Annotated in this window: 21 protein-coding genes; 13 read left to right on the top strand and 8 right to left on the bottom strand. The window is 43.8% G+C overall.

What is annotated here, in order from left to right; translation table 11 throughout:
* Positions 1-7 precede the first annotated feature (7 nt).
* From aroE to hemF, 3 genes are all read right to left on the bottom strand, one after another.
* On the bottom strand, positions 8-796 hold the full coding sequence (gene aroE / locus GVX98_RS09610) for a shikimate dehydrogenase (RefSeq protein ID WP_004977959.1): 789 nt from the start codon (positions 794-796) through the stop codon (positions 8-10).
* Between the two features lie 100 nt (positions 797-896).
* On the bottom strand, positions 897-1,103 hold the full coding sequence (locus GVX98_RS09605) for a hypothetical protein (RefSeq protein WP_004977957.1): 207 nt from the start codon (positions 1,101-1,103) through the stop codon (positions 897-899).
* Positions 1,104-1,389: 286 nt separating this feature from the next.
* A complete protein-coding gene (hemF, locus tag GVX98_RS09600) occupies positions 1,390-2,331 on the bottom strand; it encodes an oxygen-dependent coproporphyrinogen oxidase (protein ID WP_004977955.1) in 942 nt (313 codons plus the stop codon).
* Between the two features lie 258 nt (positions 2,332-2,589).
* Here hemF and hemN point away from each other — a divergent pair, with 258 nt between their 5' ends.
* Complete coding sequence (hemN, locus tag GVX98_RS09595; protein ID WP_159127895.1) at positions 2,590-3,963, top strand: oxygen-independent coproporphyrinogen III oxidase; 1,374 nt, start codon at positions 2,590-2,592, stop codon at positions 3,961-3,963.
* A gap of 60 nt (positions 3,964-4,023) precedes the next feature.
* On the opposite strand, the gene ribA is transcribed toward hemN, so the two are convergent.
* Positions 4,024-4,626: a GTP cyclohydrolase II gene (ribA, locus tag GVX98_RS09590; RefSeq protein WP_004977950.1), complete on the bottom strand. Its 603-nt coding sequence runs from the start codon at positions 4,624-4,626 to the stop codon at positions 4,024-4,026.
* Positions 4,627-4,931: 305 nt separating this feature from the next.
* On the opposite strand from ribA, the gene dxs reads away from it, so the two are divergent.
* The 9 genes from dxs (at position 4,932) to GVX98_RS09545 (ending at position 14,194) form a co-directional block, all read left to right on the top strand.
* A complete protein-coding gene (gene dxs / locus GVX98_RS09585) occupies positions 4,932-6,833 on the top strand; it encodes a 1-deoxy-D-xylulose-5-phosphate synthase (protein ID WP_159127894.1) in 1,902 nt (633 codons plus the stop codon).
* A 116-nt stretch (positions 6,834-6,949) separates the two neighbouring features.
* Positions 6,950-7,780 carry an inositol monophosphatase family protein gene (locus GVX98_RS09580; RefSeq protein WP_004691373.1) on the top strand — a complete coding sequence of 277 codons (831 nt, stop codon included), beginning with the start codon at positions 6,950-6,952 and terminating at the stop codon, positions 7,778-7,780.
* Between the two features lie 319 nt (positions 7,781-8,099).
* Positions 8,100-8,285: a hypothetical protein gene (locus GVX98_RS09575; protein ID WP_159127893.1), complete on the top strand. Its 186-nt coding sequence runs from the start codon at positions 8,100-8,102 to the stop codon at positions 8,283-8,285.
* A 360-nt stretch (positions 8,286-8,645) separates the two neighbouring features.
* A complete protein-coding gene (locus tag GVX98_RS09570) occupies positions 8,646-10,568 on the top strand; it encodes a DEAD/DEAH box helicase (RefSeq protein ID WP_004977947.1) in 1,923 nt (640 codons plus the stop codon).
* 402 nt (positions 10,569-10,970) lie between these two features.
* Positions 10,971-11,789, top strand: coding sequence for an ABC transporter ATP-binding protein (locus tag GVX98_RS09565; protein WP_004691369.1), 819 nt, complete (start codon positions 10,971-10,973; stop codon positions 11,787-11,789).
* A complete protein-coding gene (gene mlaE / locus GVX98_RS09560) occupies positions 11,786-12,565 on the top strand; it encodes a lipid asymmetry maintenance ABC transporter permease subunit MlaE (protein WP_004691368.1) in 780 nt (259 codons plus the stop codon). The genes GVX98_RS09565 and mlaE overlap by 4 nt, the downstream gene beginning before the upstream one ends.
* Entirely contained in the window at positions 12,565-13,239 is a 675-nt protein-coding gene (locus GVX98_RS09555) for an outer membrane lipid asymmetry maintenance protein MlaD (RefSeq protein ID WP_159127892.1), read from the top strand. Before mlaE ends, GVX98_RS09555 begins: the two co-directional genes overlap by 1 nt.
* 20 nt (positions 13,240-13,259) lie before the next feature.
* Positions 13,260-13,895 carry a phospholipid-binding protein MlaC gene (locus GVX98_RS09550; protein ID WP_087527364.1) on the top strand — a complete coding sequence of 212 codons (636 nt, stop codon included), beginning with the start codon at positions 13,260-13,262 and terminating at the stop codon, positions 13,893-13,895.
* Between the two features lie 11 nt (positions 13,896-13,906).
* Entirely contained in the window at positions 13,907-14,194 is a 288-nt protein-coding gene (locus GVX98_RS09545) for a lipid asymmetry maintenance protein MlaB (protein ID WP_004691363.1), read from the top strand.
* A gap of 81 nt (positions 14,195-14,275) precedes the next feature.
* On the opposite strand, the gene GVX98_RS09540 is transcribed toward GVX98_RS09545, so the two are convergent.
* Positions 14,276-15,289 carry a CorA family divalent cation transporter gene (locus GVX98_RS09540; protein WP_004691361.1) on the bottom strand — a complete coding sequence of 338 codons (1,014 nt, stop codon included), beginning with the start codon at positions 15,287-15,289 and terminating at the stop codon, positions 14,276-14,278.
* A 152-nt stretch (positions 15,290-15,441) separates the two neighbouring features.
* Between GVX98_RS09540 and GVX98_RS09535 the strand changes: the two genes are divergently transcribed.
* Together GVX98_RS09535 and GVX98_RS09530 are read left to right on the top strand one after the other, a co-directional pair.
* The gene (locus GVX98_RS09535; RefSeq protein ID WP_004977937.1) at positions 15,442-16,041 is read left to right on the top strand and encodes a TIGR00730 family Rossman fold protein; all 600 of its coding nucleotides are present in this window, start codon (positions 15,442-15,444) and stop codon (positions 16,039-16,041) included.
* Complete coding sequence (locus GVX98_RS09530) at positions 16,038-16,442, top strand: NUDIX domain-containing protein (RefSeq protein ID WP_159127891.1); 405 nt, start codon at positions 16,038-16,040, stop codon at positions 16,440-16,442. The genes GVX98_RS09535 and GVX98_RS09530 overlap by 4 nt, the downstream gene beginning before the upstream one ends.
* Here the strand turns inward: GVX98_RS09530 and GVX98_RS09525 are convergent, their stop codons facing one another.
* Together GVX98_RS09525 and recG are read right to left on the bottom strand one after the other, a co-directional pair.
* Positions 16,443-17,090 carry a ComF family protein gene (locus tag GVX98_RS09525; protein WP_159127890.1) on the bottom strand — a complete coding sequence of 216 codons (648 nt, stop codon included), beginning with the start codon at positions 17,088-17,090 and terminating at the stop codon, positions 16,443-16,445.
* Positions 17,077-19,122 carry an ATP-dependent DNA helicase RecG gene (gene recG / locus GVX98_RS09520; RefSeq protein ID WP_159127889.1) on the bottom strand — a complete coding sequence of 682 codons (2,046 nt, stop codon included), beginning with the start codon at positions 19,120-19,122 and terminating at the stop codon, positions 17,077-17,079. The genes GVX98_RS09525 and recG overlap by 14 nt, the downstream gene beginning before the upstream one ends.
* Before the next feature lie 33 nt (positions 19,123-19,155).
* Between recG and GVX98_RS09515 the strand changes: the two genes are divergently transcribed.
* On the top strand, positions 19,156-19,971 hold the full coding sequence (locus GVX98_RS09515; RefSeq protein ID WP_004977929.1) for an NAD-dependent epimerase/dehydratase family protein: 816 nt from the start codon (positions 19,156-19,158) through the stop codon (positions 19,969-19,971).
* 212 nt (positions 19,972-20,183) lie between these two features.
* Here GVX98_RS09515 and GVX98_RS09510 read toward each other — a convergent pair whose 3' ends face one another.
* Positions 20,184-20,639: a hypothetical protein gene (locus tag GVX98_RS09510; RefSeq protein ID WP_004977926.1), complete on the bottom strand. Its 456-nt coding sequence runs from the start codon at positions 20,637-20,639 to the stop codon at positions 20,184-20,186.
* Between the last annotated feature and the right edge of the window lie 58 nt (positions 20,640-20,697).

Genomic DNA, 20,697 nt, shown 5'->3' with positions numbered 1-20,697 from the left:
TTTGTGCTTATAAAAAATCTTTCAGATTGGGTTTGACGCTATTCCAAATTGAAAAAGATTCAATCGCCTGACCAACCAGCATGCCGTAGCCTTCTGAGGTAGGTACGCCGCGAGCTTTGGCTTGATCTAAAAAGGTTGAGGGTTTGCCATAGGCCATTTCATAAGCATGTTGAAAGTGCAAAGCTTCAGGCAGAATGAGGGCATCGCCACTTAGGCTGGCAGAAGTTGCGTTAATTACTAGATCAAACTGACCTTCGAGCGCATCTAAGCCGATGGCTTGCAATTCGGCTTGCGGTACAGCTGTTTTTAAGTCAGCAACCAGTTGCTCAGCACGGGCAAGGGTACGATTGGCAATCATAATTTTTTTCACCCCTGCTTGGACCAGCGGATAAATGACGCCACGAGTTGCACCACCTGCACCGATGATCAGTACATCTGTCTGGTCTAAGTTCCAGTCCAAAGCATGAATGGCATCGACTAAGCCTTGTCCATCGGTGTTGTCACCATGTAATTGACCATCAACCATCCACAGCGTATTGACTGCTTTTGCGATTTTAGCGCGTTCAGTGAGGACTGCGCAGGCTGCAAAGGCTTGTTCTTTAAACGGGACAGTGACATTAAGACCCATGCCACCCTGTGAGAAAAATTCTTGGATATTTGCGAGGAAGCCATCGAGTGGCGCAAGACGTTTACTATAGTTGAGGTCGAGCCCCATTTTTTGTGCAAACGCATGGTGAAGTTCAGGTGAGCGAGACTGCTCAATCGGGTTGCCAATGACAGCGAATTGTTTGTTCATCGCACCAAATCCATGTGGAAAATGCTGTTCAATATACGGCAAATTACACACAGGCTAAAGCGTTCAGTGGTTTTTTATCAACAGAAAAAAGAAAGGCGACTTATGGGTTACAGATGCTGTGAATCGCATCAAACAATAATTTTGCTGCGGTCAGGGTTAAGCCGATACCTGCAAATACGGTGATGCTGATGGATGCATTGTCATTAAACGCACTTTCAGAAAAAATCGTGGTACTGATCGAGCTTAGCAACACAATAGCAAAGCAGAAAAGAACCATGGCGGTCGAGCTAACTCTTTTTGCGAACATGTTTGGGACCTCAGAGAACAGCAAAGGAGGATACTAAAGGTTGATGTCATTAAAATGAATACATTGAAAATGACTTAATTTAGCTTACGGTTTTTGCGAACTTAAAAGAACCCAATTGCTGTTTTAAACCTGTGACAATGCTTTAATAAATGCAAAGAAATGACGCTTTGTGTAGTGGCCATTCTACGAGGAATTGATCGGGAAATATATAAAATTTAATATATAAGCTGCCCTAATCTGGTGAAAAGGGCATGCGTGGGGGATATAGAATTGTAAGCCTGTGTGTCTATTTGAGTAGCTTGAGCCAATCTTGGGGTTTTAGGTAAAAGTCGGTCAATTTTTTCTCAGCGGAATCGGCCTCCCATTCAGGTCGATATGACCAACCGGCCAAATTTGGCAAGCTCACTAAAATCGATTCAATTCGGCCACCTGTTTGTAACCCAAAGAGCGTGCCGCGGTCATAAACCAAGTTATATTCGACATAACGACCACGACGATAGATTTGAAAGTCGCGTTGCGCCTCGCTAAATGACTTGTCTTGGTTACGCTGGAAGATTGGAAGAATGGCATTCAGATAGCCATTGCCCACGGCTTGGATATATTGGAAACAGGTTTCAAAGTCCCATTGATTGAGATCATCAAAGAACAATCCACCGACACCACGTTGTTCGTCACGGTGTTTTAAATAGAAGTAGTCATCACACCATTGTTTATGTTCGGCATAGACTTCAGCGCCAAAGGGCGCACATAAGTCATGCGCTGTCTGATGCCATGACAGCACATCTTCATCATTTGGGTAAAATGGAGTGAGATCGAAACCCCCTCCAAACCACCAAATTGGATCTTGACCTTCTTTTTCAGCCACGAATAAGCGCACATTGGCATGTGAAGTCGGGACATTTGGATTTTTCGGATGGATCACTAAAGAAACACCCATGGCCTGTGCTTTGGCGCCTGCAATTTGTGGATGGCGCTCAGTCGCTGAAGCGGGGAGTTTAGAAATGTTGATGTGTGAGAACATCACTCCACCTTTTTCAATCACCGTACCATTTTGCAGTACGCGTGAACGACCCCCACCGCCTTCAGGACGCTCCCAATCATCTATTTCAAACTGCGAAGTCCCGCCACCAGTACGTTCTTGTTGTTCAAGTGCGGCACAAATACGAGCCTGTAAGTCGAGGAGAAATTCGCGAACGCGTTGGATATCCGCAGACGTTGGGTGCTGCATGAAAAGCCTCATGGGAAAAGATGAAAACTGCCTACATCAAAACATAAAACAGCAAAAAGATTAAGAATATTTTCCGAAGAGTCCTACTGCAGCATTCGATGTCGTGAAGCAAGTTAAAATGAAAATGCTGCCATGCGAAAAATAACCTGACCAATTTGCTAGGTTGAATTCTGATTCTAAGCTCAGCAGAATAACCACAGTACAGACCTGAGTTTGGCGATGCAGAATAGGCTGCATCTTCTGAATGCGGAAGAGCTGATGGTAAATATGAGCGATTCATTGATTCAAAAATACAATGTTCCTGGTCCACGTTATACCAGTTATCCAACGGTGCCGTATTGGGAAGAGGCGCAGTTTTCCTTAGATCAATGGAAACAGACGCTGAAAACATCGTTTGCTGAATCGAATTCGACTGAAGGCATAAGTCTGTATCTTCATCTGCCTTTTTGCGAAAGTCTCTGTACTTTTTGTGGCTGCCACAAACGCGTGACCAAAAAGCATGAGATGGAACTGCCCTATATTCAGGCGGTTTTGAAGGAATGGTCTCTTTATTGTGAATGGCTTGAAGAAAAGCCGCGCATTAAAGAAATTCATTTGGGTGGGGGAACGCCAACTTTCTTTTCTCCAGCGCATTTAACTCAGTTAATAGAAGGCATCCTTGCGCAGGCAGAGATTGCCGAACAGCATGAGTTTAGCTTTGAAGGGCATCCGAATAATACCACACGGGAGCATTTGCAAGCCTTGTATGACTTGGGCTTTCGCCGTGTTAGTTATGGAGTGCAGGATTATAATGAAACCGTACAAAAAGCCATTCATCGGATACAGCCTTTTGAACATGTCGAGCAAGTGACTCAGTGGGCACGTGAAATAGGCTATAGCTCAATTTCACATGATTTGGTCTTTGGTCTGCCTTTTCAAAACCTAGATGATGTGCTCAACACCATTGATCAAACCAATCGTTTACGTCCAGATCGTTTGGCATTTTATAGTTATGCGCATGTGCCATGGATCAAAGGCAATGGGCAACGTGGTTTTAAAGACCATGATGTGCCGAAAGATGAAGTAAAACGCCAGTGTTATGAAGAAGGAAAAAATAAGCTGCTTGCGCAGGGGTATCATGAAATTGGTATGGATCATTTTGCTTTAGAAAGTGATGTGATGTATCAATCATTTCAGGCAGGCACTCTGCATCGCAATTTTATGGGTTATACCGCATCGAAAACCCAAGTGATGATAGGTTTGGGTATTTCATCGATCAGCGACAGTTGGTATAGCTTTGCGCAAAATGAAAAAAAACTCGAAGATTATTATGCGCGACTAGAAAACAATGAAATTCCCGTCTATCGCGGGCATATTTTGAGTGCTGAAGATCTGATGATTCGTCGTCACATTTTAAATTTGATGTGTAGCTTTCAGACGTCGTGGGCAGATTCAGATATGCAATTTCTAGAATTGGCTGAGGTCTTGGGACAACTGGAAGAAATGCAGGACGATGGTTTATTGGAAATTAGACCACACAGTATACGGGTGACTGAGAAGGGCAAAGCCTTTGTACGCAATATTTGTATGGCTTTCGATTTGCATTTAAAACGTCGTCGACCAGAGAGCCGTATTTTCTCCATGACGATCTAATTTGATTGAAGTGCTCTAAGCCGGCCTTTTTTAAGCAGGCTTAGAGTATGTTTTCAAATTTTAAAAATCATCTTTCTTGTACAAATGTGCCATACGTTCATGTTTGGTTTTTAAATATTCTTCATTGAAGGGGTTTAAACCGACCGTCAAAGGCACACGATCCACCACATTGATCCCTTGCTCTTGCAGTGCTGCAATCTTCAATGGATTGTTAGTAATCAAAAGGACTTGTTGAATATTGAGATGATCCAACATAATGCTGACCATGTCATAACGGCGCGCATCGGCAGGGAGGTTAAGCATTAGATTGGCATCGACAGTGTCATGCCCTTGGTCTTGTAGCGCATAAGCACGAATTTTATTGGTGAGCCCAATGCCACGACCTTCTTGGCGCAAATACAGAATCACGCCTTGCCCAGCCTCATTGATCAGTTTTTGCGTGGCTTGCAATTGTGGACCACAGTCACACTTCAATGACGCAAAGGCATCGCCCGTGAGACATTCGGAATGAACCCGAACTAAAACGGGTTCTGTGATCGGCTGATCCAAACCTTTTGAGAGTGCAACATGTTCTTCACCGGTCTTAGGATCTTGAAATACGGTGATGTTAAATTCACCAAAAGCAGTCGGTAAACGGGATGTGGCAACAAATTCAATAGGCACAGCTAAACCTGTAAATAGTTCAGAAATTGGCTAAAGTATAGCGTAATGCATCGACATTGGTAGAATTGCATCCATGAATTTATGCAGAAGATTTTCTTTTTTGTATAAAGCGAACGATAATAGTTGATAAATAGTAAGATTATTCAGGATAATCACCTGCACTAAACGAACACCCAGTGAGAGCACTGCTCAAAACTGCATCGCTAGAAATATGGCTGATTGAAGGTGATAGCATTCGACGATATGATCGAATTACCCATTTGACCTAGCTAGATTTGCCAGGCTTTAGAAGGCTTTGCCATATTATGTTGTATACAGAAATACCAGCTCATCGCCCTGTAACACCGTTGTTGGATACGATTGATCATCCTCAACAACTTCGCTCGCTTGAGCAAAGTCAATTAGCACAAGTGGCAGACGAGCTACGTCAATTTATTCTGTATGCCGCAGGACAAAGTGGGGGACACTTTGGTGCAAACCTCGGTGTAGTCGAGCTCACCGTGGCATTACATTATTGCTTTAACACGCCGAATGACCGCTTAATTTGGGATGTCGGTCATCAAGCTTATCCGCATAAAGCATTAACGGGTCGCCGTGAACAGCTCACGACTATTCGTGCCAAAGATGGTTTAGCTGCCTTTCCTGCGCGTGATGAATCGGTGTTTGATACCTTTGGGGTTGGACATTCTTCGACTGCGATTTCAGCAGGTCTAGGTATGGCGCTGGCACGTCGTTATCAAAACAATCCATGTGAAGTGGTCGCGATCATTGGTGACGGGGCGATGACAGCGGGTATGGCCTTTGAAGCCATGAACGATGCAGTCGCGCATGATGCTGACCTGATGGTGGTGCTAAATGACAACGATATGTCGATTTCATGCAGCACAGGTGGTTTTGCTAAACATTTGGCTTCGATTTGGGAGAGTGGTCAGTCCATTAATATTTCAGCGGATGGCGAAGCCTATGTGCAGCCACACCCTGAATGGACCTATAACTCACGCTTACATAGCGCAGCGACAGATGCGGCCGACAACGTATTTAAAGCGATTGGTTTTGATTACTTTGGGCCTTTTGATGGGCACGATGTCGAGCAGTTGACACAAGTCTTTACCGCGTTGAAAAAACGTAAAGGGCCACGTTTAATTCATATCTATACCAAAAAAGGGAAAGGCTTTGCACCTGCTGAAGCTGACCAAATCAAATATCACGCGATTACAAAAATAAATGCCAAGTCTGCTCCACAAACAGCGCCCAAATATTCAGATGTCTTTGGTCAATGGTTATGTGATGAAGCCGCACAAGATGAGCGTTTACTAGCGATTACCCCTGCCATGTGCGAAGGCTCAGGTATGGTAGGTTTTGCCAAACAGTATCCACAGCGCTTTTTTGATGTCGCGATTGCAGAACAGCACGCTGTAACTTTAGCGGCAGGTATGGCATGTGAAGGCTTAAAACCTGTGGTGGCCATTTACTCGACCTTCTTGCAGCGCGGCTATGATCAATTGATTCATGATGTGGCTCTGCAAAACCTAGATGTTACCTTTGGTATCGACCGTGCAGGCTTAGTGGGTGAAGATGGCCCGACTCATGCTGGGGCCTATGACTATGCCTTTATGCGCACCGTACCGAATTTGGTGATTATGGCGCCAAAAGACGAAAATGAATGTCGTCAAATGTTGCATACCGCTTATTTATATAATGGTCCTGCTGCAGTGCGTTACCCGCGTGGCAATGGTTTGGGTGTTGAGATTCAACAACAGATGACCCCGATCGAAATTGGTCAGGCTGAAATTGTAGCGAGCTTTAATGATGCCCAAGACGACGTTATTAGCATTCTTGCCTTTGGTAGTCGTGTTCAGGCTGCAGTAGAGGCAGCACAGGCATTGGCTGAGCAAGATTTAGCAGTTCGTGTGGTGAATATGCGCTTTGTTAAACCGCTTGATGAAAAGATGATAGCGACTTTAGCACCATCAACGGCTTTATTTGTTACGATTGAAGAACATGCGGTGATGGCGGGTGCAGGCAGTGCAGTCAATGAATATTTGGCACAAGCTCAAATCGTGAAACCGATGTTAAATCTCGGTTTAGCGGATACATTCATGCATCAAGCCACGCATGCGCAAATGTTGCATCAGGCGGGACTAGATGCAGAAGGCATTGAAAGTTCGGTGCGCCAAGCGTGGTCAAAACTTGTACATATGGTTTAAGCGCCGTTTTTAAATTTTAGAAACATTTTTTCCCTAAAAGCCCCGATCTTTGATAAGATGCGCGGGCTTTTATGCATTATTCTTTATCAATATCTTCAAATTGTAGTGGGTGTTCAATGGAACCTATGGTGGTGATGGCTGCGCGTGCGGCTCAATTAGTCGGTCAAGAGCTTTTAAAAGCGCATCAAAATCGTCATAAGCTCGATCTACAAGTCGAAGAAAAAGGAATTGATGGTCCTGTAACGCGTGTAGACCGTTATTTGGAACAATTGGCTATCGATACCCTACGTAAAAGCTATAAAAATCACAGCTTCCTTGGTGAAGAGTTTGGTTTTCAAGAAGGTAAAGGTCACGACGCAGATTGGTGTTGGATCATCGACCCACTTGATGGCACGCTAAACTTCATTAACGGTGTTCCTCACTTCTGTATCTCTATTGCAGTTCAACATAAAGGCATTACTCAACACGGCGTGATTTACGACCCTGTGAAAGATGAGTTGTTCTCTGCAAGTCGTGGCCGTGGTGCCATGATGAACCAACGCCGTATTCGTGTAAATGTGAAAGACAGCCTTGAAAATACATTCATGTCTGTGGGTCATGCTTACCGTGCAAAACGTAATGGTGAAGTGATTTCTTATGCAAAAAATCATTTTGATTCATTGTTAAATGTGACTGAAGCTGGCGCGCAATACCGCCGTACAGGTTCTGCAGCATTAGATTTGGCGTATGTTGCAGCAGGTCGTTTCGATGCGTATTTTGAACTCGGCTTAAAGCCTTGGGATATCGCAGCTGGTGAGTTGATCGTGAAAGAAGCGGGCGGTACAGTGGTTGATGCACGTGGTGGTAGCGAATCTATGGAAAATGGCCAAGTACTGGCATGTTCTATGAAAATGTTGAAACCTCTGATGAAAGCAGTTGTACCTGCTTGGGGTGAAGCTGCTAAGTAATAGCATGCAGATCGTGTTTTAAGACATTGAAAAAGCCCTCATAAGAGGGCTTTTTCTTTGATGAGACATGAAAAAAATAAAGGCTTTGTAGTGATTTATTTTATGGCTTTGACTTCTATTCGATTGTAAAACACAGGCTGCGCCAGATTCTGATCAACTCTGAATGAAGATCACTCTATCTCAGAAATAAAGTGGGTTAAAATTAGCCAGCGTATAGACACCTATTTAAGCTTGCTGTGTGTAATGTTCATTACAGGTCAGATAGCATGTCAAATCACGGCAGCATTAGAAAAAGAGTTCGAGCAATGAATTGCAGCTCATGCTAGATCAGTTGAGCAAAGAGCAAAGAGCAAAGAGCAAAGAGGAAAGAGGAAAGAGGAAAGAGGAAAGAGGAAAGAGGAAAGAGGAAAGAGGAAAGAGGAAAGAGGAAAGAGGAAAGAGGAAAGAGGAAAGAGGAAAGAATGCTATTCAATATTTTTCTAGATGGTCAAAAAAATTAAAGTGAAAACCTGCATTTATTCAATCTTTGAGGAAAATATTGTATCAATTTCACGAAAAGAGGTGACTTTTAAAAATATCCTGCTATACTCCGCCCACGCACTAAATTTCGTTCATTACCTGAACATTCTCTTCTATCATTGTGTATGCGCGTCCGGTCCAAAGAGAGGACATTATTTCGCGCCCCACCCAATCGCTTAAGCGATTCCTTCAGGTTGCGGCTGTAATCAAATGTGCGTTATACGCATCGTCGTTCTCGGATCGCCGCTGATTCTATATTTTCAGCGATTATTGCTGTGCCGCTTTTTGCCGATGTCCATCAGACCATATATTTAATGGAGCACCCATTTTTCGGGTGAAATACTCTATGAGCAAAACTTTTGCTGATTTTCCTTTACATGAATCGTTACAACAAGCTTTACAAAGCTTAGGTTTTACTTCTCCTACGCCTGTACAGGAACAATCGATTCCTGCAGCTTTAGAAGGTAAAGACCTTTTAGTATCTAGCCAAACAGGTTCAGGTAAAACTGCAGCGTTCTTACTTCCAACGTTAAACGCACTTGCAGCCCAAGAGACTTTCGTTCCGTTCAAAGAACGTATGAAAGCAATTACACAACCGAATATCTTGGTTCTTTGCCCAACTCGTGAGTTAGCGCAGCAAGTAAGCCAAGACGCGATTGGTTTTGTCCGTCACATGAAAGGTGCACGTATTGCGGCGATCATGGGTGGTATGCCGTTTGGTAAGCAAATCCAACAGTTAAAAGGTGCGCAAGTTGTTGTTGCAACACCAGGTCGTTTACTTGACCTTGTAAACCGTCGTCAAATTAAATTAGACCAAGTTGATGCGCTTATTGTTGACGAAGCAGACCGTATGCTTGATCTAGGTTTCTCTGAAGACTTAGAAGCAATTAGCGATCTTGCTGCAAACCGTAAACAGACTTTAATGTTCTCTGCAACATTTGCTGGTCGTATCATTACACTTGCTGAACGCATGATGAATGATCCACAACGTATTGCAATCGAAACTGGTCACTCTACGAATACTGACATCACTCAGACTTTACACTGGACTGATGGCTTTGAGCACAAGAAAAAATTACTAACGCATTGGTTAAGTGCTGAAGACGTAGATCAAGCTGTTGTATTCGCTTCTACTCAAGAAGACACCGATATGTTGGCTGAAGAACTTGCTGAAGCAGGTTTATCAGTTGTAGCACTTCATGGTGCTATGCCACAAACTGTGCGTAACCGTCGTTTACGTAGCATCCGTGAAGGTCGTGCAAAAATTTTAGTTGCGACTGACGTTGCTGCACGTGGTCTTGACGTACCAACCATTTCACACGTAATCAACTTCGGTCTTCCAATGAAGAACGAAGACTATGTACACCGTATTGGTCGTACAGGTCGTGCGGGTCGTACTGGTAAAGCAATCACTTTAGCAACTTACCGTGAACGCGGTAAAATCCGTGCTTTAGAAGATTTCTTAGATGCACGTTTGAATGTATCTGAAATTGAAGGCCTTGAGCCATCTCCACCTCCTGCACGCGGTAGTCGTGATGGCGGCGGTCGTGGTCGTGATGGTCGTGGTCGTGATGGCGGCGGTCGTGGTCGCGGTGGTTTCGGTGGTCGCGATGGCGGCGGTCGTGCTCGTTTCGAAGGTGAGTCTAACTTTAAACGTCGTGAAGGTGGTGATGACCGTCCACGTCGTAGCTACGATGACAAACCTCGTGGTGATCGTCCATCATTTGGTGGTGAAGATCGTCCACGTCGTGAGTTTAATAATGATCGTCCACGTCGTGAAGGCGGTTTCGGTGATCGTCCACAACGTTCTTTTGATGACCGTCCAAAACGTGATTTTGGTGATCGTCCAGCGCCACGTCGTGAAGGCGGTTTCGGTGATCGTCCGCAACGTTCTTTTGATGATCGTCCAAAGCGTGAATTCAACTCTGATCGTCCACGTCGCGAAGGCGGTTTCAACGATAAACCACGTTTTGACTCGAATGATGACAACCGCGGTAACCGTGTAGACTACAAACCACGTCGTGAAGGTTCTTTTGGTGACCGCCCAAAACGTGATTTTGGTGATCGTCCAGCGCCACGTCGTGAAGGTGGTTTTGGTGACCGTCCACAACGTTCTTTTGGTGATGACCGTCCAAAACGTACTTTCGGTGGTGAAGACCGTCCTAAGCGTACTTTTGGTGGCGAAGACCGTCCGAAGCGTGAATTTAATTCAGATCGTCCACGTACTGAAGGTGGTTTTGACCGCCCACGTCGTAAGTTTAACGACTAAGTCTGAATGAATAAAAAAACCAGTGGAAACACTGGTTTTTTTTTGTCTACGGCTGTAAAAAAATAAATTAAAATGTATACTGAGTCATATTTTAATTGTATTGATAATAATGATGCACAATAATGAGGTTGAATCAATCGCCACACTCTCTGACGTGAAAGAGGTCAATATGGCACATTATCTCGGACTCTTTTTGCTTATTTGCAACATTCTTTTCTTTGTCTATAGTCGTTATGGATGAAGCAATTCATCTTATGTAGCTTGTTTTCGCCGTTCAAATAAATATAAATACAACCAACTGAAATCAATTCGTGCACAAAATTAGACACGGAATACGCTAACATATCGTTTTTTAATCCTTTATAGTATGCATGCTGAAAAAATGCAGGAAAACGCACAGCTATGAATAATCAAGCGCCTCTGACTGCTCAAGCCCTCATTGAGGTCAAAGATCTGAGCTTTAAGCGAGGGGAACGTGTCATTTATGATCAGGTCAATTTAAAAATTCGACAGGGTCAAATTACGGGCATTATGGGACCATCGGGTACAGGTAAAACCACTTTACTGCGTTTAATTGGCGGTCAATTGACCCCCGACCAAGGTGAAGTGCTTTTTGATGGGCAAAATATTGCGAAAATGTCACGCAAAGAGTTATTCGCTGCGCGTGCGCGTATGGGCATGCTTTTTCAAAGTGGCGCATTGTTTACCGATATGTCGGTATATGAAAATGTGGCCTTTCCGATAAGAGCACATACCAAGTTGCCAGAACATTTACTGTCAGAAATTATATCTTTAAAACTTGAATCTGTCGGCTTACGTGGCGCAGAACAGATGATGCCTTCTGAGCTCTCAGGCGGGATGAACCGTCGTGTGGCTTTGGCACGTGCAATTGCACTGGATCCTGAGCTGATCATGTACGATGAGCCATTTGCAGGACAAGATCCAATTGTGAAGGGTGTACTCACACGTCTGATTCGATCATTGCGAGAAGCTCTTGATTTAACAACAATTATTGTCTCGCATGACGTGGCTGAAACCTTATCGATCGCAGACTATATCTATGTTGTTGCTGAAGGTAAGGTGCAAGGTGAAGGCACGCCTGAACAGTTACAGGCGAATGCCTCTCCGTTTGTTAAACAGTTTTTAACAGGTGCAGTTGAAGGGCCTGTCGATTATCAATTTAGCCATAAGGCATATCTAAATACTGAGGTGCAAGCATGAATGCGATAGCACTCTTAGGTCGACGCGTGATTGAACGGGTTCGCGGCATTGGTGTTGCCAGCCTGATGTTATTACAAATTTTATTTTCGATGCCCACTGCTTTAGGTGTTCGGTTATTTGTTTACCAAATGTACCGTGTTGGGGTGTTATCGCTGCTCATTATTGTGGTGTCAGGGCTATTTATTGGTGCGGTACTGGGCTTACAGATGTATAGCATCTTGGTGACCTTTGGTAGTGAAGCGATGTTGGGTACAGCGGTTGCTTTGACCTTACTACGTGAGTTAGCACCTGTGGTTGCAGCATTGCTGTTTGCAGGTCGTGCGGGTTCTGCATTAACGGCTGAGATTGGCTTAATGAAAGCCACAGAGCAGCTGTCCAGTATGGAAATGATCGGGGTTGATCCACTTAAACGTGTGATTTCGCCGCGACTTTGGGCCGGTATTTTCAGTTTACCGATGTTGTCTGTCATTTTCGCTGCGGTGGGGATTATGGGTGGTAAAATGGTAGGGGTAGACTTCTTGGGTGCAGATGAAGGTTCTTACTGGAGTGGCATTCAAAGTAGCGTAGAGTTCTATAAAGATGTCCTGAATGGCACCATCATTAAAAGTTTTGTTTTTGCTTTAATTTGTACATGGATTGCGGTGTATCAAGGCTATGCCTGTGAACCGACATCTGAAGGTATTGCGACATCAACCACACGCACTGTGGTGTATTCATCGCTCTGTGTTTTAGGTTTTGATTTTGTGTTGACTGCGGTCATGTTTGGAGGTGTTTAATGAAATCACGTGCAAGTGAGCTGGCAGTCGGCATATTTGTCATTTTATTCGGTATCGCTTTGTTTTTTATTGCGATGCGAGTGAGTGGCTTGGTGGGATCAAATCTCAGTGATCGCTATGAAATGAGTGCAACTTTCGATAACGTAAATGGTTTAAAACCACGTGCGAAAGTGACGATGAGTGGGGTGAAAATTGGTCAAGTCGATCAAATAAGCTTAGACCCTGTGACACGTTTAGCGACGGTTTCTTTTTCTTTGGATGGTAAATTAACGACCTTTAATGCAGCACAACTCAAAGAAGTTGAAAAGAATGCACTTGAAGAGCTTCGTTACAGTAGCGACTATACCACTGCGGATGCTGCGCAACAAAAAGAAATGGAAAAGCAACTTATTGCGAACATGAAGTCCATCACCAGCATTGATGAAGATGCTTATATTATGGTGGCAACCAATGGTCTGCTAGGTGAGAAGTACTTGAAAATTGTTCCAGGGGGTGGTTTGAACTACGTGAAGCGTGGTGAAAGCATTGGCAATACCCAAGGCACAATGGACCTAGAAGACTTAATTACTAAATTTATTACGGGTGGTGCAGGTAAATCGAAAGATGCTTCAGCAACAACTGAGCAACCTGAAACCGCTGAAACAGCAGATGCCAACGTGTCATTTGTTGAATGATTTGAAGAGGACCAATTGTAGTGAATACTTTATTGAAACAAACACTGACAGCTAGCATTTTAACTACAATGTTTGCGGGTACTGCTTTTGCAGCACCAAGTGAAGCACCACCTGCTTTTGTTAAAAAAGTGGCAGATGGCTTGATTGCGCGTTTAAAAGCGGATCATGCCAAGCTCCAAAACAACCCAGCTGCGGTGAAAACGATTGTTCGTCAAAACTTAGACCCTTATGTGGATTCACAAGCATTTTCTCGTATTGTGATGGGGACTTATGCAACCAATCAATACAGTACAGCTGCACAACGCGCGAAGTTTGAAAACAATTTCCGTGAAACACTGATTGAAAACTACGGTTCTGCATTCGCGAAATTCAGCAATCAGACGTATACCATCCGTCCGTATAAAGAAACCAATAGCAAAAACCCTGTGGTGACGATCGACTTTAATAACAAAGGCGAAAAAATCCCAGTGTCTTTCCAGTTGGCGGATAAAGGCAACCAATGGAAAATCCGTAATATCAATGTGTCGGGTATCGACCTTGGTTTACAGTTCCGTAATCAGTTCGCGGCAACGGTTAAACGTAATGGTGGCGACCTAGATAAAGCGATTGCAAATTTCCAACCTGATGCAGAAGCAGCGGTTGAAAAGAAAAAATAAGTAGGTGAAAGGTGATTAACTTTAGCAATCAGGAAATGCAGCTTTCAGGTCAGATTACATATGACAATGCTGAAAGCTACTATCAACAAGGTCTGAAGGTGATTCAGTCACAGTCTTATCCTGTGGTGGTGAATTTGGCCCAGCTTGAGCATGGTAGTACATTGGCATTAGCAGTATTGGTGCGTTGGTTACGTCAAACACCCGATGCACATAGTTTACATTTTAAAGCTGTACCTGAAAAAATGATGAAGGTAATTCAAGCCTGTCATTTACAGGATGACTTAAAGTTAATCCCTTAAATAAAAAAAGCACCTTAAGGTGCTTTTTTTATATGTTGCGTTTCTTAAATTTATGAGGAAAATAAGTGTTTTAAGCTTTACTTAAATCCATTTCTTCCAGCGGAAGTAAATGAGCGGACCAATCAGGAACGCCATTAAGATCAGGCTCACCACAATAAAACTGGTGCCGCCTTTGGCAAAAGGCAACACATCGGTGTTCATGCCGTAAATACTGGCAATCAGCATTGGTGGAGCGAGCATACTGGGTAAGATAGAGAAGCGACGAATCGTGTCATTCTGTTCGGTGTTAATGAAGCCTGAGGTGGTATCCAGTAAGAATCTCACTTTTTGGAACAAGAAGGCATCGTGCTCAACTAGTGAGCGAACGTCTTCACTGAGCTCTCGAATATCCGCATCATAAATATGACTGCCTAAAGCACGTGGGCGTGATAGAAAGGTCAGTACACGGCGTAAGTCAATCAAACACAACTGTGCTTTTCCAAGCATATCTTCCAAGTGTGCCAGACGGGTAATCATGTCATCTAAGTCGAGAATCATCTCGCGGTGACGGTTATTCAGCACTTCTGTGGAATACTTTTCCAAGTCCTTGTGGATATCTTCTAAGATATCCGCAAGCTCGTCCAGCTTCGCCTCGAGTAAACCGAGTAAGATCCACGTTGGATCTTTATAGTCGATTTCGTAGTCATTGCGGCGCGCACGCGCACGAAAGGCACGGAACGCTACCAGTTTTTCCCCGCGAAGGGTAAAGAGACGTTCTTTATGTAAAATGAAAGCGACAGTTTGTACCGTGGCAAGGGCACCGCTGCTTTCTTCAGGCTCACCATCGACTTGATAGTTTTTATTTTTCGTTAAAAAATACGTACTGATATGCAAAATACCGTCGTCATCACGGTAGAATCGAGCTGAAGATGAAATGTCTTCGAGTGATTTTAGCGTAGGTAAATTTTGTTCATATGCATCTAAAATCCACTGTTGTTCTTCTTGGGAGGGAGCAATGAGGTCAAGCCAGACCAAATCGGGCTGAAGATCGAAATCGCCATTAATGGTGATGTCTTCTAAGCTACCGCGCTCTGTGGCGTAAAAGGCTTCAAGCATGCCGTCTTTCTCCTTTGCGCAGTAATGGTTGAAGTGGATGGGTGTATTTTAGACAAGGATTGCAATAAAAACACTGATCGAATGGTTAAATTGCTAAAAAATATCCATTCATTTTAGTGAAGTTGCATGACAATTAAATATCAGAGTAAAAAATGACAAATTCAATTGCGATCTTTTGTGGTTCCGCATTAGGTTCAGATCAAATCTTTTCCGAAACAGCACGTCAGGTTGGACACACCATTGCAGAACAAGGCAAAACCTTAGTCTATGGTGGTGGTCGTTCGGGCTTAATGGGTATTGTGGCAGACAGTGCTTTAGAGGCAGGTGGTCAAGTGATTGGCGTGATTCCACACGTGCTGGTGGATCGTGAGTTGGCGCATCAAGGCCTGACCGAGTTACATGTCGTCAAAGATATGCAAGAACGGAAACTGAAAATGTCAGCTTTGTCGGATGGATTTATTGCAATGCCTGGCGGTGCAGGGACTTTAGAAGAAATCTTTGAACAATGGACGTGGGCGCAGCTCGGCATTCACCTTAAGCCGAATGCCTTTTTAAATGTAAATGGCTTTTATGATGATTTACTTAAATTTCTAAAGATGACCACCGACAAAGGCTTTACCCATGCACGCTTTACCGATAGCCTGATTGTGTCGGATTCGGTGAAAGCAATTTTAAAGCAGATGGATCAATTCCAAGCACCTGAACCGAAGTGGGGTATGGTTGATCCTGAGTTGTTGGATGTCAAAGCATGAAGGTGATTACGGTCGCTGCGGCTATTATTGTGAATGAACAGCAGCAGCTTTTGTTGGTGCGTAAGCAGAACACCGCATGTTTTATGCAAGTGGGCGGTAAACTTGAGCCCAATGAAGCACCTGAGCAAACCATGCTGCGTGAGATTCGGGAGGAAATTGGAAGTGATGCGACGATTGAACAGTTTGTTGGTCGTTTTGAAACAGCCACCGCCAATGAACCTGATTTTAAATTGGTGAGCTATGTTTACCATGTTCAGCTTCAGCAAGTGCCACAAATTGCGGCTGAAATTGCAGAAATGAAATGGGTCAGTTTGAATGACCAGCAGACTACACTTGCACCGCTGACCACTGAGGTGGTCATGCCATGGGTACGTGAACATTTGATGATTGAAGTCGTTTAATTATTCAAGCGCATAGGCAATACACGCGGCGCTGACTTTATGACAACCCAATTGTTCAAGTTGTAAAGTCAGGGCCTGAATGGAGCTGCCTGTGGTCACGACATCATCCAAAATCAAAACACGCCGGTAGCGTTTTGCGTACTGACGTTGCTGTGGATCGATTTTAAACTGTTGATGAATTTGATCTAAGCGTTCCAGTCGACTGAGTCCTTTTTGCGAATGTTGATGCAGTCGTATCACAGGTTGCCAAATGGGAACATTTAGCTGCTTGGCTAAGTCTTTGGCGAGGATCATTGATTGGTTATAGCCACGTTCGGCTAAACGCTGGTTCGAAATCGGCATTGGAACAATTGCTTGCACTTTAGGGAAGCGAATTTGCTGAAGAATGCCAGACAGTAGAGGCTGCCAATGCAGTTGTTGTTCATATTTGAACTGCTGAATAAGATGATCTAAAGGATATTGATAATGTCCCGCCACATGAATACTCAGCTCTTGTTTTTCAATGGTCTGTGGATGCAGTGGGAGTTGTTGCCAGCAATCCAAACAGACCGAATGTAGATCTGCGCGTACAATGCCACACAACTGACAGGGCTGTGCTCTGTGTAGCAACTGTTTGGCGGTGTGCAGTAAATGACTAAACATAGGCATAGCGTGGTGCTTCAGGTAGCCAGCGTTTCAGTAAGGCTTCAGCATTTTTAGGATAGTCTTTTAAGATCTGAGCTGCGACATAATGTGCCTGATTGAGCAAATGATCATCACGTTCCAGTTTGGCTACACGAAAGCCCATATCGCCTGTTTGTTTGGTGCCAAGTAATTCACCGGGGCCGCGGATTTCCAAATCTTTTTCGGCAATTAAAAAGCCATCATTGGTTTCACGCATGATGCGTAAGCGTTCTTGCCCATTTTGAGACAGTGGGCTTTTATATAATAGGGCGCAAAAGCTAGCCTTGGCGCCTCGACCAACACGGCCACGTAATTGGTGCAATTGAGAGAGTCCTAAACGTTCCGCATTCTCAATCACCATGATTGAGGCATTCGGTACATCGACTCCCACTTCAATCACTGTGGTCGCAATCAAGAGTTGTAATTCATTGGCTTTAAACTGTTGCATCACTGCTTGCTTTTCATCGGCCTTCATTTTGCCATGTACGAGGCCAATGTTGAGTTCGGGGAAACGTTCTTTAATTTCTAAATAGGTCGCTTCAGCAGCTTGAGCATCTAAGGTTTCAGACTCTTCAACTAAGGTGCAGACCCAGTAAACTTGTTTGCCTTCTAGGCAGTTGCTGGCAATACGCTGTAGGACTTCTTCACGGCGGTCGAGTGGAATGGTCACGGTTTGAATCGGGCTTCGTCCGGGGGGAAGTTCATCGATCACAGACGTGTCCAAGTCTCCATAGGCAGACATGGCTAAAGTTCGTGGAATAGGGGTTGCGGTCATCACCAATTGATGTGGGGTCATATTCTGCGCGCCTTTATTGCGTAGGGCTAAGCGCTGATCGACCCCGAAGCGGTGCTGCTCATCAATAATTACTAATCCAAGTTTGGCAAAGCGGACATTGTCTTGAAACAGGGCGTGTGTACCCACCACCAGATGCGCTGTGCCATCTACAATCGCTTGTTCGGCTGTGGCACGGGCTTTGCCTTTTTGTTTACCTGAAAGCCAAGATACACTGAGTCCCAAAGGTTCAAACCATTTTTTAAAATTGAGATAATGTTGTTCCGCCAAAATTTCAGTCGGTGCCATTAACGCCACTTGCCAACCTTCCTCTAAGGCATGGCAGGCTGCGACTCCTGCAACCAAGGTTTTGCCTGCGCCGACATCGCCTTGAACCAAACGTAACATCGGTTTATTAAGTTTTAAGTCTTGTACAATTTCTTTGGAGACACGCTTTTGTGCATTGGTCATTTCAAAAGGTAGGCTGCTGAGCAGTTGTTTGGCAAACTGACGACTGGCAGAAATACGTGGCGCTTCAATTTGTTGGATATAGGCACGACGGCTTAATAGACTGACTTGATGCGCAACCAACTCTTCAAAAATCAAACGTTGCTGGGCAGGGTGTGAGCCTTGGCTCAGTTGCAGCATATTGGCATCTACAGGAGGATGATGGATGTAGTCCAATGCCTGTTTAAGTGCATAGCCATTGGTAAATTTTGCGGGCAGCAGTTCAGGTAAATCATCACTGTGTTTAGTGAGGGCCTGTTTGATGTATTCACGAAACTTCGGCTGAGTCAGACCCTCTGTGCTGGGGTAAATCGCAGTCAGTTGGGTTTGTGGAAGCGGCATATGTTCTGTAATGATTTGAATTTCTGGGTGATACATTTCTAAGCCACGCGCACCCACACGGACTTCACCAAAAATACGTAGACGATTACCGATCTTTGCACGGTCCGTTAAGCCTTTATAAATATGGTAAAAGCGCAAAGTCACTTTGCCAAAGTCGTCTTGCAGTCCAATCGCCATGGATTTTCGCTTACCCGGTGGAAAGTCCACACCTTGAATCGTACCTTCGAGTAGGTAGCTACGCCCAACCGTTAATTGGTTCATGGGGATGATCGTGCTACGATCTTCATAGTCTCGTGGCAGATGAAACAGCAGATCATCTGTAGTGAAGAGATTCAACTTTTCAAGTAGTGCAGCAGAGGCAGCTCCGACCCCCTGCAACTGATGGACTGCAGCCATGTCCCCTCAACTTTGTCTGTGATTTGGTGCTAAATGCATATTTTATTTATAGGTTATGGTAAAACATCTCAGCGTGTTGCTAAACAGTTATTTCAGCAAGGCCACCAAATTACCACAATTAGCCGAAGTCCGAAATCAGATGATTGGGCTGAGCATTTGACTCAAGATATTCATCAGTTGGATTTGTCTCAAGTCGCACCGATTGATGCCGTATATGTCTTACTCTCGCCTGAGAGCAGTACGGTGGAGGCGTATCAGCGAACTTTTGTAGACTCGATTGCACCCATGCTACAAGCCTTAGAAAGTCATCCTTTAAAAAAAGTGATCGTGGTTTCTTCTTCACGTGTCTATGGTGAAAGTGCAGGGGAGCGGGTTGATGATGACACGTGTCCCCAACCGAGCGATGCGCAAGGACAAGTGCTATTGAACATGGAAACTTTGTGGCAACAGGCTTATCCCTCTGAATGTGTGATTGTACGTCCAACAGGAATTTATGGAACCTCAGTTTCACGTATGATTAAACTTGCAGAAACTACAAAGTCTTACCCAAAACTGCATTGGTCGAACCGAATTAATATTGATGATTTGGCTGCTTTTTTAGTGTACTTGCTTCACGTGGAACATACTGAAAAGTCTTATATTTGTAGCGATAGCCAGCCACTGCCTTTACATGAAATCATCCAATGGTTCCAACAGCAGTTAGGATTTCCAGCTTTGGGTTTGGAGAGTGATGTGCCATCAGGCAAGCAAATTTATGCATCACGGATGCAGCAGATGAATTTTGAGTTGCAGCATCCTCATTGTTTTGATGATTATTTGGCATTTTTAGCCGAGTGTGAGTCAAAATAATTTTTACTTTCATTCATGAAAAAATGTGAAACGTAGCTGAGAAAATAGCTATAGAGCGTGAAGAATCATAAAAAAACCTGTTCCAGTACGCTGAACCCCTGGAATTTATTTGACTAAGATATTGATTATTATAATAAAATTTCAATAATTTCGTATATGGTGTATTATGTTAATTTTAGTAAAACTTAAGTTAGAGTTTTCTATTCGCTTCATCATTCAATCCATTGAGTGATTCTAGAATCTTGTAAATGTGAGTATTTATAGCGATCATAGAATGTAAAACAGACATGTTCATTGCTATTTTGACGACTTAAATTCCCATCAAATCGCATTAACCGTGAATATTTAGAACCATCTACGCGAATTTGAATTCGCTCAAAGGGATCACAACGTGTTTGCGAACGACCACTACAATTTTTATAATATTTATAACCAATCACAGTGCCACAGCTTTGAGAAAGTTGCATCGGTTGCTTTTCTTTCATTCCCATCCCGATGCTATAAGAAATCGTTCCAACAACAATAAATCCACCCATTGTCAGAAAGGGTAACATTGCCCAGCGTTCATTTTTCTCAGCTTTGGGCATCACGACAGCAAGCACAAAAATAAAAGCAATAAAACAAAAGAAATATAAAACTAACCCTATAATAATCAAAAAATTAGACATAACTCATCAGATATATATTTTGCGACTCAATCTAACACAAAAGCGAATTTATTAGTAA

This window comes from Acinetobacter sp. 8I-beige, assembly GCF_902505955.1.
Lineage (GTDB): Bacteria > Pseudomonadota > Gammaproteobacteria > Pseudomonadales > Moraxellaceae > Acinetobacter > Acinetobacter johnsonii.
The sequence above is the reverse complement of the archived record's forward strand: the minus strand, read 5'-3'. Positions and strand labels throughout refer to the sequence as shown.

Coding starts and splice junctions, on each gene's coding strand:
- GVX98_RS09570 (WP_004977947.1), top strand. CDS start 8,646: ATGAGCAAAACTTTTGCTGATTTTCCTTTACATGAATCGTTACAACAA.
- GVX98_RS09525 (WP_159127890.1), bottom strand. CDS start 17,090: ATGCCTATGTTTAGTCATTTACTGCACACCGCCAAACAGTTGCTACAC.
- dxs (WP_159127894.1), top strand. CDS start 4,932: ATGTTGTATACAGAAATACCAGCTCATCGCCCTGTAACACCGTTGTTG.
- recG (WP_159127889.1), bottom strand. CDS start 19,122: ATGGCTGCAGTCCATCAGTTGCAGGGGGTCGGAGCTGCCTCTGCTGCA.
- aroE (WP_004977959.1), bottom strand. CDS start 796: ATGAACAAACAATTCGCTGTCATTGGCAACCCGATTGAGCAGTCTCGC.
- GVX98_RS09535 (WP_004977937.1), top strand. CDS start 15,442: ATGACAAATTCAATTGCGATCTTTTGTGGTTCCGCATTAGGTTCAGAT.
- hemF (WP_004977955.1), bottom strand. CDS start 2,331: ATGCAGCACCCAACGTCTGCGGATATCCAACGCGTTCGCGAATTTCTC.
- GVX98_RS09580 (WP_004691373.1), top strand. CDS start 6,950: ATGGAACCTATGGTGGTGATGGCTGCGCGTGCGGCTCAATTAGTCGGT.
- GVX98_RS09565 (WP_004691369.1), top strand. CDS start 10,971: ATGAATAATCAAGCGCCTCTGACTGCTCAAGCCCTCATTGAGGTCAAA.
- GVX98_RS09510 (WP_004977926.1), bottom strand. CDS start 20,639: ATGTCTAATTTTTTGATTATTATAGGGTTAGTTTTATATTTCTTTTGT.
- hemN (WP_159127895.1), top strand. CDS start 2,590: ATGGTAAATATGAGCGATTCATTGATTCAAAAATACAATGTTCCTGGT.
- GVX98_RS09530 (WP_159127891.1), top strand. CDS start 16,038: ATGAAGGTGATTACGGTCGCTGCGGCTATTATTGTGAATGAACAGCAG.
- GVX98_RS09555 (WP_159127892.1), top strand. CDS start 12,565: ATGAAATCACGTGCAAGTGAGCTGGCAGTCGGCATATTTGTCATTTTA.
- GVX98_RS09515 (WP_004977929.1), top strand. CDS start 19,156: ATGCATATTTTATTTATAGGTTATGGTAAAACATCTCAGCGTGTTGCT.
- mlaE (WP_004691368.1), top strand. CDS start 11,786: ATGAATGCGATAGCACTCTTAGGTCGACGCGTGATTGAACGGGTTCGC.
- GVX98_RS09575 (WP_159127893.1), top strand. CDS start 8,100: ATGCTAGATCAGTTGAGCAAAGAGCAAAGAGCAAAGAGCAAAGAGGAA.
- GVX98_RS09540 (WP_004691361.1), bottom strand. CDS start 15,289: ATGCTTGAAGCCTTTTACGCCACAGAGCGCGGTAGCTTAGAAGACATC.
- GVX98_RS09605 (WP_004977957.1), bottom strand. CDS start 1,103: ATGTTCGCAAAAAGAGTTAGCTCGACCGCCATGGTTCTTTTCTGCTTT.